At 64.7% G+C, this 13491-nt stretch carries 15 protein-coding genes; 10 read left to right on the forward strand and 5 right to left on the reverse strand.

What is annotated here, in order from left to right; translation table 11 throughout:
* Positions 1-7: 7 nt before the first annotated feature.
* Positions 8-1783 carry a tetratricopeptide repeat protein gene (locus NKI22_RS18670; protein WP_352914290.1) on the reverse strand — a complete coding sequence of 592 codons (1776 nt, stop codon included), beginning with the start codon at positions 1781-1783 and terminating at the stop codon, positions 8-10.
* 323 nt (positions 1784-2106) lie between these two features.
* On the opposite strand from NKI22_RS18670, the gene NKI22_RS18675 reads away from it, so the two are divergent.
* Positions 2107-2229: a hypothetical protein gene (locus tag NKI22_RS18675; RefSeq protein ID WP_352483732.1), complete on the forward strand. Its 123-nt coding sequence runs from the start codon at positions 2107-2109 to the stop codon at positions 2227-2229.
* Between the two features lie 18 nt (positions 2230-2247).
* On the opposite strand, the gene NKI22_RS18680 is transcribed toward NKI22_RS18675, so the two are convergent.
* Positions 2248-2853, reverse strand: a complete 606-nt coding sequence (locus NKI22_RS18680; protein WP_023716867.1) for a TetR/AcrR family transcriptional regulator — start codon at positions 2851-2853, stop codon at positions 2248-2250.
* A 104-nt stretch (positions 2854-2957) separates the two neighbouring features.
* Between NKI22_RS18680 and NKI22_RS18685 the strand changes: the two genes are divergently transcribed.
* Positions 2958-4394 carry an MFS transporter gene (locus tag NKI22_RS18685; protein WP_198030447.1) on the forward strand — a complete coding sequence of 479 codons (1437 nt, stop codon included), beginning with the start codon at positions 2958-2960 and terminating at the stop codon, positions 4392-4394.
* Between the two features lie 25 nt (positions 4395-4419).
* On the opposite strand, the gene NKI22_RS18690 is transcribed toward NKI22_RS18685, so the two are convergent.
* A complete protein-coding gene (locus NKI22_RS18690; protein WP_023716865.1) occupies positions 4420-5436 on the reverse strand; it encodes a polyprenyl synthetase family protein in 1017 nt (338 codons plus the stop codon).
* Positions 5437-5596: 160 nt separating this feature from the next.
* Here NKI22_RS18690 and NKI22_RS18695 point away from each other — a divergent pair, with 160 nt between their 5' ends.
* From NKI22_RS18695 to moaB, 6 genes are all read left to right on the forward strand, one after another.
* Entirely contained in the window at positions 5597-5821 is a 225-nt protein-coding gene (locus NKI22_RS18695; RefSeq protein ID WP_023716864.1) for a putative signal transducing protein, read from the forward strand.
* The gene (locus tag NKI22_RS18700) at positions 5821-6621 is read left to right on the forward strand and encodes a tRNA1(Val) (adenine(37)-N6)-methyltransferase (RefSeq protein ID WP_352958677.1); all 801 of its coding nucleotides are present in this window, start codon (positions 5821-5823) and stop codon (positions 6619-6621) included. Before NKI22_RS18695 ends, NKI22_RS18700 begins: the two co-directional genes overlap by 1 nt.
* Positions 6622-6708: 87 nt before the next feature.
* Positions 6709-7566, forward strand: a complete 858-nt coding sequence (locus tag NKI22_RS18705; protein ID WP_023716862.1) for a S49 family peptidase — start codon at positions 6709-6711, stop codon at positions 7564-7566.
* 80 nt (positions 7567-7646) lie between these two features.
* The gene (locus tag NKI22_RS18710; RefSeq protein ID WP_023674078.1) at positions 7647-7832 is read left to right on the forward strand and encodes a membrane protein; all 186 of its coding nucleotides are present in this window, start codon (positions 7647-7649) and stop codon (positions 7830-7832) included.
* Positions 7833-7858: 26 nt separating this feature from the next.
* A complete protein-coding gene (locus tag NKI22_RS18715; protein WP_352814490.1) occupies positions 7859-8761 on the forward strand; it encodes a 4-(cytidine 5'-diphospho)-2-C-methyl-D-erythritol kinase in 903 nt (300 codons plus the stop codon).
* The gene (moaB, locus tag NKI22_RS18720; protein ID WP_023716860.1) at positions 8748-9290 is read left to right on the forward strand and encodes a molybdenum cofactor biosynthesis protein B; all 543 of its coding nucleotides are present in this window, start codon (positions 8748-8750) and stop codon (positions 9288-9290) included. Before NKI22_RS18715 ends, moaB begins: the two co-directional genes overlap by 14 nt.
* Before the next feature lie 33 nt (positions 9291-9323).
* On the opposite strand, the gene NKI22_RS18725 is transcribed toward moaB, so the two are convergent.
* Entirely contained in the window at positions 9324-10298 is a 975-nt protein-coding gene (locus tag NKI22_RS18725; RefSeq protein ID WP_023716859.1) for a phytanoyl-CoA dioxygenase family protein, read from the reverse strand.
* Positions 10299-10487: 189 nt separating this feature from the next.
* A complete protein-coding gene (locus tag NKI22_RS18730) occupies positions 10488-10991 on the reverse strand; it encodes a glycosyltransferase (protein ID WP_023716858.1) in 504 nt (167 codons plus the stop codon).
* A 151-nt stretch (positions 10992-11142) separates the two neighbouring features.
* Here NKI22_RS18730 and NKI22_RS18735 point away from each other — a divergent pair, with 151 nt between their 5' ends.
* Both NKI22_RS18735 and rnhB read left to right on the forward strand, forming a co-directional pair.
* A complete protein-coding gene (locus NKI22_RS18735; RefSeq protein WP_352483734.1) occupies positions 11143-12297 on the forward strand; it encodes a PA0069 family radical SAM protein in 1155 nt (384 codons plus the stop codon).
* A gap of 166 nt (positions 12298-12463) precedes the next feature.
* Positions 12464-13159, forward strand: a complete 696-nt coding sequence (rnhB, locus tag NKI22_RS18740; protein ID WP_352483735.1) for a ribonuclease HII — start codon at positions 12464-12466, stop codon at positions 13157-13159.
* The last annotated feature ends 332 nt before the right edge of the window (positions 13160-13491 follow it).

The following is a 13491-nucleotide window of genomic DNA, read 5'->3' on the forward strand; positions in this document are numbered from 1 at the left end:
GATGGGGTCACCCCTTCGGGGCGGGCGCCGGCTCGGGCTTTACGTTCGGGGTTTCCTGCGCCGTGTTGGATTCGATCGGCGGCAGGCCCTTCATCAGCTTTTGCTGCAAGGCGGCAAGCACGTCCGGGTCCGGCTTCAGGTCGCGGGCCTGGTTCCACTGGAAGGTGGCTTCCAGCTTGCGGCCAACGCGCCAGTAGGCGTCGCCGAGGTGATCGTTGAGCACCGGATCCTCCGGCTTCAACGAAACGGCGCGTTCCATTTCGCGCACAGCGTCGTCGAACAGGCCAAGGCGATAATAGGCCCAGCCCAGCGAATCGACGATGTAGCCGTCGCTCGGCCTCAGGTCGACGGCCTTCTGGATCATCGCGAGGCCTTCCTTGAGGTTCATGTCCTTGTCGACCCAGGAATAGCCGAGATAGTTCAAAACCTGCGGCTGGTCGGGGTAGAGCTCCAGCGCCTTGCGGAAATTCGGCTCGGCCTTCGGCCATTCCTTCAGCCGCTCATAGGCGATGCCGCGCTGGTAGAAGATGTTCCAGTTGACGGCGGTCGGCGTCTTCAGCACCTCGACCGCCTTGTCATAAAGATTGGCGGCGGAGCGGAAATCCTCCTTCGAGGAATAGACCCCGCCGAGCGCCAGATAGGCGCGCATGTCGTCGGGATGCGCATCGACGATGGCCTTGAGGTGGGTGATCGCCTCGTCGTTGCGGTCGAGATCGGCAAGGTTGAGGCCGAGCTGCAGGTCCGAAAGCTCCTTCAGCGGCGAACCGGCGGGAATGCGGCGATAGAGCGCGATGGCGCCCTCGCCGTCCTTCAACTGCTCGGCAACGGCGGCAAGCTGAACGAGCGCCGCGTCATTGTCGGGCCGCAGCGCCAGCGCATATTGCAGATAAAGCCGCACGAACGGCTCGCCGCCGCCGCGGTTGAGCGCGGTGGCGAGATCGAGCAGGATTTCCGAGGCGCCGTCCGACGGGCCGGCAGCGAAGGGTTGGATCCTTTCGCCCTTGTTGATCTTGTCGCGAAGGGCTGCAATCTCGACCTTGCCGGGCGCAAATGTCTCGGCCTGGTCGAGCACCGACAGCGCCTTGGCCTTGTCGCCCTTACGGGCGAGGAAAGAGGCGTAGGCCTGCGCGTTGCGCATCCATGTTTCGGGGGCGGCACCGCCGGCGGCCGTGTCCTGCAGGGTGGCGGTGTAGAGCGCATCCGCCCTGTCGGGCAGGCCGGAGGCGTCGGCAATCAAGGCACGGTGGAAGGACTTGAACAGGCCGAACCAGTCGGGGCCCTGCAGCTTGTCGATGGAAGCCATGGCCTCGCCGGCGTCACCCGCACCCTGCTTGGCCCAGCCGGTCATGACGCCGGAAATCAGCCGGTCGAGATCGGATTCGAGCGACAGCTTGAGCCAGTATTCGGCCTTGGAGAAATCCTTCTTGTGGAAGGAATCGATGGCCAGCGCCAGGCGCGAGAAGCGCTCGACATCGGGAACCGCCTTGAGCTTGTCGGCGTAGACCAGGGACTCATCGAAGCGCCCCTGTGCGATCAGCGACAGCATCAGGCTCTGCTGCAGTCCCGTATCGTTCGGATCGAAGGCAAGCGCCTGCTTGTAGTAGGAGACGGCGCTGTCGAGGTCGTTGTCGCCTTCGGCAATCCGGGCGGCGAGATAGGCCCCCGAGAAGGATGTGATCCTGACCGGCTCTGCGGTCTGTTTGGCATGGACCGGCAGAGCCGAGATCGCCATGCCCGTCGCGATTGCCAGCCCCGTCAGCCAGCGCGCATATCCTTGCCGCATCATATCCCTTTCAGCCAAACGCCATCTCCGCGTCAGCGGGATCGCCGTAGACTCTATCTTTACAGGTAAAGCATGGCCTTTTTGGGGTCGTGCTTCAACCCGGCCCGAATTCACAATCGGGTCAAGCAATTAATAAACCATGCCGAAAGGGCCTGAACTGCGACCCTTGACCGCGTGGCGTCCGCTTTGGCGCTGCCTGCGCGTCGCTATTTGCCCGATGCCGTAAGCGATCCATAAGCGCCATCGGTTGAAAGCTTCCGCCATGCAACTTTGCGTGGCAGGATGAGATTTCAATTCTTGCTTCGCCAGCCATGGGGGCGCCGATGCTGGAAGTGCCGCGCGACGAAGAAGCCTTCGCCATCTCGATCGTATCTACGAAGCAGCGTTCGCCGCCGCCGACGCCGGAGGTCAATCCCAGAAGGGCCGCCGAACAAGCCGGTAAGTGAGGCGTCACGGCCCGGAACTCAGGACGTTTGCGAAAGCCTTGCGTCGAGCGCCTGCATGGCGACGGTGACAAGATCGTGCAGCCGTTTTTTCGGAATGCCGTCGCGTGCCTGCACCGAAAGGCCGTGCATCAGCGTGGCATAATAATCGCCCAACGCCGCGGCGTCGGTGGCCGGCTTCAATTCGCCATCGCGCACGGCCTTTTTCAATCGCTCGACGATCGATGCGGTACGTGCCAGCCGGTGCTCCGCCAGCCATTGCAGCACGGCGTCATTTTCGACGGCGCAATTGGTCGCGGCCGTCACCACCATGCAGCCCTGCGGCCGCCCCGGCCGCGTATAGATTTCGACGGCGTCGCGAAGCATGCGCTCGATGACGCGCCGGACGTTTGGTTCTTCCTGCAGCGCGCGCGTGGCGAAGCCGCCCTCATTGGCTTCGTAAAGCGCCACCGCTTCGCGAAACAGGTCCTCCTTCGAGCCGAAGGCGGCATAGATGCGCGCCGATGCGAGGCCAAGCGCCGATACGAGATCGGCCATCGAGGTGCCCTCGTAGCCGCGTCTCCAAAAGGCGTCGCGGGCTTTCTCAAGCGCCTGGTCGCGGTCGAATTCCCTTGGCCTGCCTGCCATGGCGGTCTCCAATTTTTGTCGATCAACAAATAATCCGCTTGACTTCGGATTGCAAATCTCAATTCTTTGTCGATCATTAAATAATTGTCGACAAGGAGACCGGCATGAGTTCACTCGATCAAGGCGCGCCGCTCGGGGCGATGGCAGCGCAAGGAACAACCAGCGCGAAGCGCGGCGCAACGCTGGCGCTGCTCGCCTTCGCGCAGCTCATCATCGCGCTCGACCTCAACATCGTCTTCGTGGCGTTGCCGGAGATCGGCGCCGGCCTCGGATTTTCAGGCCAGACCCTGCAATGGGTGGTCAGCGCCTATACCGTGTTCACCGGCGGCTTCCTACTGTTCGGCGGCCGGGCCGCCGACCTGATCGGCCAGCGCCGCGTCTTCATCTTCGCGCTCTGGCTCTACGCGCTCTCGTCCCTGGTCGGCGGCCTCGCATGGTCGCCGCAAATCATCATTGCGGCCCGCGCCGTGCAAGGCATCGGCGGCGCCTTCCTGTTTCCGGCGACGCTGTCGCTGATCAACCGTCTGTTCGCCGAAGGACCGGAACGCAACCGGGCGCTCGCCGTCTGGGGTGGCGCAGGCGCCAGCGGCCTGACGCTCGGTTCGCTTGCCGGCGGGTTTCTGACCAGCGCCTTCGGCTGGCCGTCGGTCTTCTACGTCAACGTGCTTTTGGCCGGGATCGCCATCATCGCGGCTTTCGCCATCATTCCGCGCGATCCGAAGCCGCACGAGCACCGCAGCTTCGATCTGCCGGGCGCGCTGACCGTCACCGCCGGCGCGACCTTGCTTGTCTTCACACTGGTTCAGGGGCCCGAATATGGCTGGGGATCGACCGCAATCATCGTCAGTGCAGCACTGGCGGCATTCTTCCTGATCGCTTTCACGATGATCGAGGCGAAGAGCGCCGATCCGCTGATGCCGCTGCGCCTGTTCCACAACCGCAGCCTCGTCGCCGGCATGACGATCACCTTCCTCTACATGGCCACTTTCGGAGCGCTGCCCTACTTCCTCACCGTGCTGTTGCAGAACGTGCACGGCTTCACCGCCTTGCAGACGGGCCTCGCCTTTCTCGTGCCGTCGGTCGCCATCGCCACCGGCACGCAAGCCGGCGAGCGTCTGGCGACGCGCTTTTCGACGCGCAGCACGCTGGTCGGCGGCATGATCGTCGGCGCGGTAGGCACAGCATTGATGGTATCAGGCGCGACCGCGGAGAGCAGCTATCTGTCCCTCGTACCCGGCCTGATCGTCTCCGGCGTCGGACAAGGCATCGTCTGGACAGCAATGTGGATTGCCGCCGCTTCCGGCGTTGCGCATGATCAGCAAGGCGTCGCCTCGGGGATGGCTTCGACGACACTCAATGTCGGCAATGCCGTCGGCATGGCCGTGCTGATTGCGATTGCGAACAGCCAAATCGGCGAATTGTCCGGCAATGCCTTGAAAATTGCCGTCGCCGACGGCATCCAGGTCGCCTTCTGGCTCGCGGCGGCGGGCATCGTCGTCAGCCTGCTCGCAGCAATGGTTCTTCCGGCAAAGGCGCGATGAGAACAGGCGCGGGCGCCGACGCCTCTCAGTTCACCCGGCTGATGCAGAAATCGATGACGTCGATCAGCGCCGATTTCTGCGGCGTCGCCTCGAGCGGCGCCAGTGCGTCGCGGGCGATCTCGCCGAAGTGGCGGGCGCGTCCGATGGTGTCGGCAATTGCGCCGTGGCGGAGCATCAGGCCGACGGCCTTCTCCAGTCCGGCATCGTCGGCGGCATTGTCCTCGATGGCGCGTTTCCAGAAGCTGCGCTCGGCCTTTGTGCCGCGCCGATAGGCGAGGATCACCGGCAGCGTCACCTTGCCCTCGCGGAAATCGTCGCCGACATTCTTGCCGAGGTCCTTGCTGGTGCCGCCGTAATCCAGCGCATCATCGATCAGTTGGAAGGCAAGGCCGAGATTCATGCCGTAGGAGCGGAGTGCTGCGCGATCATTGCGCGTCGCCTGGGCGATGACCGGGCCGACCTCGGCGGCGGCCGAAAACAGCGCCGCGGTCTTGGCCTTGATCACGGCGAAATGCTCATCCTCGGTGGTCTCGAGGTTTTTGGCGGCGGCGAGCTGCATCACCTCGCCTTCGGCGATGACCGAAGCCGCACTCGACAGGATGTCGAGCGCTTCCAGCGAGCCGACATCGACCATCATGCGAAAGGCCTGGCCGAGCAGGAAATCGCCGACCAAAACACTGGCCTGGTTACCCCAGATCATGCGCGCCGTCTTCTTGCCGCGCCGCATGCCGCTTTCGTCGACAACGTCGTCGTGGAGAAGTGTCGCGGTGTGCATGAATTCGACCGAGGTGGCGAGCTTGACGTGGCCGTCACCGGAATAGCCGAACATCTGGGCGGCGGCGAGCGTCAGCATCGGCCGCAGCCGTTTGCCGCCGGACGAGATCAAGTGGTTGGCAATCTCCGGGATCATCTCGACGTCGGAGCCGGCCTTCGACAGGATCAGTTCATTGACGCGCCCCATGTCGGCGGCGGTCAGGTCGATAAGGTCCTTGATCGAGGCGGCTTCCCGCTTCCCGTTTTCAATGTTGAGAACGACACCCACGGCAAAACTCCCAACCTCGATATGCACGACGGCAACATGGTCCCTGGACAGACTCTAGGGCGGCAGCCACCGGTGCGGCAAGAGGCGAATTGGCGCGGCGGCTCTGGTACATAATCACGTCCACGTTTACATCAACGCCGCAAACTGCGAGTTTCATTCGATGATAGAGCTCATCCGCACCAACGACGCCGTCATCATTTCCTTTGTCGAATCGCTGATGCGCGATGCCGGCATCGGCTTTTTCGTCGCCGACCAGAACATGAGCGTGCTCGACGGCTCGATCGGCATTCTGCCCCGCCGTGTCATGGTGGACGCCGACAAGGCCGATGCGGCGCGGCGCATCCTGACGGATGCCGGCATCGCCAACGAGATCCGCCAAAAATAATGTCCGCGTCGCCCGCTGCCCTTGTCCCGGACATGCCGGCTCATACGGTCGATGCCTTCCATCGCGGTCGCTTCTGGCTGGTGCAGCCGAGAAAGGCAGGCCACCGCGCCGGCATGGATGCGATGATGCTGGCGGCTGCCGTGCCGTCCTCGTTCGCCGGGCGGCTTGCAGACTTTGGCGCGGGTGCCGGTGCCGCCGGCCTGGCGGTACTGTCGCGCTGCCCCGGTGCCGAGGCAGTGCTCGTCGAGCGTTCTCCGGAAATGGCGGCCTTCGCCACAACCACGCTTGCCCATCCCGGCAACGCGCATCTCAGCGACCGCGCCTCGGTGCTCGTCGCCGATGTCGCGCTGTCGGGCCGGGCGCGAATGGCCGCCGGCCTCGAGGATAACAGCTTCGATTTCGTCATCATGAACCCGCCGTTCAATGCCGCCGAGGATCGCGCGACGCCCGATCCGCTGAGAAAGGCCGCGCATGTCGCGGAGGACGGGCTGTTCGACAGCTGGATCCGCAGCGCGGCGGCGGTGGTCAGGCCGGGCGGCGGGCTGGCCGTCATTGCCCGGCCGGAACAGCTCGGCGCCATCCTCGATGCCATTGCCGGCCGCTTCGGCGATGCCGAGATGCTGGCCGTCCATCCTCGCCCCGAAGCGGCAGCGATCCGCATCGTCGTCCGGGCAGCACTCGGCGCACGCGGCAAGCTGTCGATCCGGCCGCCGCTGATGCTGCATGCCTATTCAGGCAATGGCCCCTCGGAACGGGCAGAGCTGATCAATAACGGGTTGGCGTCGCTGTTCGGATACTGATCCATTTTGATTGCCGGGGTGACGGCATTGCCGTTGGCCGGCGAATTCCTACATGCCTCAAGCAAATCGACCGGAGACAGCCCCCTCGTGAAACGTCTTTTCAATCGCCTGCTGCCGAAATCCTGGCGCTCGAACGTCGTCACCATTCCGGTCATCCGGCTGCACGGCACCATCATGCCCGGCGGCGGCCAGTTCCGGCCGAGCCTGTCGCTGGCGTCGACTGCCGGCCTTCTCGAAAAGCTGTTTTCCTTCGACGCGCCGGCGGTCGCCATCTCGATCAATTCGCCAGGCGGCTCGCCGGTGCAGTCGCGGCTGATTTTCAGGCGCATCCGCGACCTGGCAACGGAGAAAAACAAGAAGGTCCTGGTCTTCGTCGAGGACGTGGCGGCATCGGGCGGCTACATGATCGCGGTCGCCGGCGACGAGATCTTTGCCGACCCGTCCTCCATCGTCGGCTCGATCGGCGTGGTGTCGGCCTCGTTCGGCTTTCCGGAGCTGTTGAAGAAGATCGGCGTCGAGCGCCGCGTCCACACCGCCGGCCAGAACAAGGCGGTGCTCGACCCGTTCAAACCGGAAAAGAAGGAAGACGTCGAGCGCCTGAAGGCGCTGCAGCTCGAGGTCCACGAGACCTTCATCGATCTCGTCAAGGATAGGCGCGGCAGCAAGCTCAAGGACGATCCCGACCTGTTCACCGGCCTGTTCTGGACGGCCAAGAAGGGGCTCGAGCTCGGGCTGGTCGATGCCCTCGGCGACATGCGCAGCGTGCTGAAAAGCCGTTTCGGGCCGAAGACCCAGCTCAAGCTGATCACCGCGCCGCGCGGCCTGTTCGGCCGCTTCGGCCTGTTCGGCTCGAGTTTTTCGGCGCCCGATATTGCCGCCGCCGCGGCAAGCGGCGTCATCGATGCGGCGGAAGAGCGCGCGCTGTGGGCGCGCTTCGGGCTTTGAAAAGCCGGTGAAAGCGTCTAGCATAAATCATCAACCGACCCGACCGGCCGTCTTGCCGGCCTTGCGAGGGAGAGTTTGACATGCCGCAGATCATCTTCTTCGCCGTCGTCGGCATTGCCGCCTATTTCGGCTACCGCTCCTTCGTCAGGGAAGCCGAGCGGGTGACCGCCAAGGTGCGGCGTACCGAAAAGCAAGCCGCCAACGGTACGATGGGAACGCTGGTCAAGGATCCGAAGACCGGCGAATACCGTCTGGCCAAGGATTGACCGTCGTCTCCCTCGCGGCCGAGCCAGTGGATTCCGAGACCAGCATCCGGGCATCGCATGCGCACGCCAAGATAAATCTCGCGCTGCACGTCACCGGCCGGCGCGCCGACGGTTATCACACGATCGAAAGCCTGGCTGTGTTCACGCGCTTCGGCGACCGCATCGAGACGGAACTTGCCGACAGCGACGGGTTTTCCGTGTCCGGCAAATACGCCTCCGCGGTACCGGCCGACGACAATAATCTGGTGGCGAAAGCGCGCGACGCGCTGCGTCGCGAGGCCGGTCCCCAGCATGCGCCGGCTGTCGCCATCAGGCTCGAAAAGAACCTGCCGGTCGCGTCCGGCGTCGGCGGCGGGTCAAGCGACGCGGCGGCTGTGCTGCGTGCTCTGGTCCAGGCCTGGAGGCTCGACATCGGCGATGCCGAACTGGCGCGGATCGGCCTGTCGCTTGGCGCCGACGTGCCGATGTGCCTCGCAGCCAAGCCGCTGATAGCCCGCGGCATCGGCGACGAGCTGACGCTCGTGCCGGGTTTCCCGGCGCTGGGTCTGGTGCTCGTCAATCCAGGAACTGCCGTCTCGACGGCCGACGTGTTCGAGGCGCTTGGCCGCCGCGACAATGCGGGACTGCCGCCGCTGCCGCGCAGCCTCGACTTCCACAGTATCCGCAACTGGCTGGAGATCACCCGCAACGATCTCGAGCCTGCGGCGCGTGCAATCCAGCCCGCCATCGGCAAGGCGCTTTCTGTGCTGAACAAGGCTGGAGCCGGTTTTGCCAGAATGTCTGGTTCCGGCGCCACCTGTTTCGGGCTGTTCGAGACCGGCAATGTGGCCAAGCGCGCGGCCGTCGATATCCGCAGCCGCCATCCCGACTGGTTTGTCGCCGCGACGCGAAGCATGACATCGGAGGCTGAGGCGCATGGCCAGGATTGACGAGAGCCGCCCCTTCGTTCCCGTACGCATCGCGGTACTGACCGTTTCAGATACGCGCAGCCTCGCCGACGACAAATCCGGGCAGACCCTGGCCGACCGCATCACCGAGGCCGGCCACATCCTCGCCGCTCGTGACATCGTCACCGACGACCGCGACAAGATCCGCGACAAGGTTTTGGGCTGGTCGAAGGACGATGCGATCGATGTCGTCATCACCACCGGCGGCACCGGCTTCACCGGCCGCGACGTGACGCCGGAGGCGCTGGAGCCGATCTTCGAAAAGCGCATGGACGGCTTTTCCGAAGTGTTCCACCGCATCTCCTACGACAAGATCGGCACTTCGACGATCCAGAGCCGGGCAACCGGCGGCGTCGTCAACGCCACCTTCGTCTTCGTGTTGCCGGGTTCGCCCGGCGCCTGCAAGGACGCCTGGGACGGCATTTTGAAGCCGCAGCTCGACTATCGGCACATGCCCTGCAACTTCGTCGAGATCATGCCGCGCCTGGACGAGCATTTGCGGCGCGGCTGAGACGGAGCGAGGTATCAGCCGGGCGATCCCGCCTCAGCGAATGACCGGCTCGCCGTGAAACCGCCGGCGCGACGGCGGCGAGACGCCGAAGCCGACTTCCATCATCAGTCGTGGCGTGCGCGTCGGCACGGTACCCATATGGAAGCCGAACGGATCCTCGACAAAGCCGAGACCGGCCTGCCCCGTCAGCGTGACCGGGCTCTGCTCGCCATAGACGCCCAGCACCTCTTCCGCCGAATGGCCGACCAGAAGCGTCAGCTGATGCTTCAGGATGCGGCGGTTGTGGGAGCCGCGGACATAGACATGCGGCCCGGTGTCGTTGTCGACCGGCACCAGGTAGAAAAAGAACTTCAGCATGCGCCAGTCGTCGAGGTCGAAATGGTATTTGCCGAGCGAAGCCATGTTCTTGTCGGCGTCCGAGACGCCACCGGTCGGAAAGCTCCACCAGACGCGGGTGGTGATCAGCTTGGCCTGGCTGCCGAGATAGTGCGCTGCGATGTCGAGGAGTAGCGGATCGCGCTGCACGGCGACCGCAGCGTTGCAGTCGAGGACCCGCTCGAAATAGTGGCCGCTGAGCAGCGGGCGGCCGAAATGCTTTTCTGCATCGGCGTGTTTTTCGGGCAGGAATTCCAGCCGGCGGTCGAAATTGCCGAAGCATGGCGTGTGCTCGGCGAAGCGGGCGATCTCCTCATGGATGGCGGCTGGCAGCGTCAGGCCCGAATAGAGCCCCTCCGTCCGCAGCGCGCCGACGACGGCATCGCGATCGACGCCGGCGAACATCGTTTCACTGACATTGCGCGCCGGCCGAACCGGCTTCGCACCGCGCCAGTGCAGCCGCCGCGCCGGCATGGTGCGCGCCAGCATGAACATCGGCAGCCATGCCGGATTCTCGCGAAGGTCGGAAAGATAGGTCGGAATGCGGGCGGCGATGCGGCGCAGCGTACCGCCGTTGCGTGCGATCGCCTCGAGGCTTGCAGCGCCGGACTTGTCAGGGCTTGAAAGGGTCATCGGGGTCCTCAAATGTCGAGGGAACAGCATCGACGATAGTCGTCGTCGCCGCTCCGGCACACCCCAAACCCATTCGCCCGTATCGCTGGGAATGGTAACCCCCGGCCAGATTTTGTGCAATGCACAATAAACGACAACCCGCCAGAAAATTTGCTTGGGCGGCGTTTCCTAGGCCGGGATGGTAAGCCGTCACTTCCGCGGCGCCACCCAGATCTCGGCGTGGAGCCTTCTTGTCGCCAGGCCGCGGGCGATCGCTTCGGCGCTGCGGGCGCTCTTAGACAGCGCGGCGGCCTGACGCTTGCTGATCACCAAGCCTTCGGCGAGAGCGCGATTTCCGGCAAAGACCCGCGACAGGAACGGCGCGCGGCTGCCGCGTGCCCGTGAAAATCGCGCCGCCATGGTTTGCCTGGCCGTATGGGCGACGACCTCGTCGATCCAGCCCTCCCCCAGCCGCGCTCCCGGTTCCAGCAAAAGCAGCCAGTCGCCCTTGGCCTGCCTGATGCCGGCGGCGATGCCGCCGCTGACATAGTGGCAGCCGGCATGTTCGGCGACGCGGTGCGTCTGATCGGTCGAGCCGGTGTCGCAGACGAGAACGTCGCGCACCACGCCTTCGACCGCGCCGCCGATCAGCGAGGCGAGCGTGCGGGCGAGGCCCTCCTCGTCATTCAGGGTTTCGATCAGGACGCTGAGCATGTTTAGCCGAATAGCGGAAAGCGGTGGGCAGCGCCAGTTTTTGCGGCACGCCGCGAGAAAGTTCTTGCTTTGTTCCACTCGGTGCGATAGGAATACATTCATGAGCAGAGCGATTCGACAGCGGGCGGACAGTCCCTGGGAAAGGGCCAAAATGGAACAGATCGTGCGTGCCGACATTGCCGCCTTCGGCGCTGGCAGGGCCGAGATGGCGAATGCGATGATCGAGCAGAGCGGCATGCGCGTCCGCCCAGACCGCAATCGCGGCAGGTCGGCGGGCATCAATCCGTCCGGCCGTTTCGAGCCGGTCAGCCGGCATGTGTTCGACGACGGCTGGAATTCGCTGGAGGAGCTGCCGCCCTTCAAGACCGAGGTACAGGTCGAGAAGCCGCGCACCATCATCACCCGCAACGAATCGCCCGACATCTCCTTCGACCGCTCGATCAATCCCTATCGCGGCTGCGAACATGGCTGCGTCTATTGCTTCGCGCGGCCGACGCACAGCTTCATGGGCCTGTCGCCGGGGCTGGATTTCGAATCGAAGCTGTTTGCCAAGCCGGATGCGGCGCGGCTGCTCGACAAGGAATTGTCCAGGGATAATTACCAGCCGCGCACCATCGCCATCGGCACCAACACCGATCCCTACCAGCCGATCGAGAAGCAATACCGGATCATGCGCGAGATCCTCGAAGTGCTGGAGGCGCGCGGGCATCCGGTCGGCATCGTCACCAAGTCAGCGCTGGTGACACGCGACATCGACATTCTGTCACGCATGGCCGAACGCGGGCTGGCCAAGGTGGCACTGTCGGTGACGACATTGGACAGGATGCTGGCCAGAACGATGGAGCCGCGCGCGTCGACGCCGACCAAGCGGCTGGAGGCGATCAGGCAGCTTTCGGACGCCGGCATTCCGGCCTCGGTGATGGTCGCGCCGATCATCCCCGGACTGACCGACTCGGAAATGGAGCGCATCCTCGATTCGGCGCAGGCAGCGGGCGCGCGTGAAGCGGGCTATGTGCTGCTGCGCCTGCCGCTGGAGGTCGCGCCGATCTTCAAGGACTGGCTGCTGCGCCACTATCCCGACCGCTATCGCCACGTCATGTCGCTGATCCGTTCGATGCGCGACGGCAAGGACTACGATTCGGAATGGGGCAAGCGCATGAAAGGCTCCGGCCCTTATGCCTGGCAGATCGGCCGCCGTTTCGAGATCGCCGCCAAACGGCTCGGCCTCAATGCCGAGCGGCGCTCGCTGAGGACCGACCGGTTCGTCCCCGCCGCCAAGGCAACCGAGCAGCTGATGCTGCTGTGACAAAGCGTCTCGCGCCAGCCGCTTGAAGCGGCCGCAGCAGGCGAAAAATCCCGTCCGGCCTGTCCTGTCCCCGGGCTTGCAGACGGTAGCCCCTCCTGGTCCGGTGCCCCGCCCGACCCGGAGGGGACTTGCGGAGAATCGGAGCCGATGCGAACCTCGCCGCACCATGGCTCGCCCGCGTTCCGATTCTCCGCTTCTCTTCGAAATCGTCGAGAAACCCGACTTCTCGTTCGAGACGAAGGCGATGGCCGAAGGCCTGTGGCCGGTGGCGGGGATGGACGAGGCCGGCCGCGGCCCGCTCGCCGGGCCGGTGGTGGCTGCAGCGGTGGTGCTCGATCCCGCCAACATCCCCGACGGCCTCGATGATTCCAAGCGGCTGACGCATTTGCAGCGCGAGGCGCTGTTCCTGAAAATCCTCGGCTCCGCACTCGCCGTATCGATGGCCTCGGTCAGCGCCGAAGGCATCGATGCCTCCAACATCCTCAAGGCCAGCCTGGAGGCGATGCGCCGTGCAGTGGCCGGCCTGTCAATCCGGCCGAAGCTGGCGCTGGCCGACGGCCGCGACGTGCCGCCCGGCCTGCCCTGCGAGGGCAAAGCGCTGATCAAGGGCGACCAGCGCTCGCAGTCGATCGCTGCAGCCTCGATCGTCGCCAAGGTGTTGCGCGACCGCATGATGTGCGGCTGCGGCAGCCATCATGCGCGTTACGGCTTCGAGCTGCATATGGGCTACGCCACTGTGCGCCATCGCACGGCGATCGATCTGCACGGGCCAGTGGCACGGCTGCACCGCGCCTCCTTCGCGCCGTTCCGGTTCGGCGGCACCGAGGTGCTGGAGGAAGAGGGCCTTTCGGGCCTGGATTGAGCGAAAGCGGCTAGGCGTAATCTCCCCCTCGAGGGGGAGATGGCCAGGCCAGAGGGGGTCGCCTCGCGTGAAGCGCCAACCTTCTCTTTCGTCCCACATGGCGTCGCGCCAGGACGTACTGACCCCCTCTGTCGCCTTCGGCGACATCTCCCCCTCGAGGGCAGGGGAATCGCATATGGCGATTTTGGGGTTGAGTTTAGGCTGAGAAAGGATTCTTTGGAGAGGCAGGTGAGCGAAGGAGCGACTGCCATTTCCTGCCTTGAGAGCTACTTTGGCGCGGTGCCTGATCCACGCGCGCCCAACGCCACGCACCGGCTTGGCGACCTGATCGT

It is taken from the genome of Mesorhizobium sp. M0778 (genome assembly GCF_040320105.1).
Lineage (GTDB): Bacteria > Pseudomonadota > Alphaproteobacteria > Rhizobiales > Rhizobiaceae > Mesorhizobium.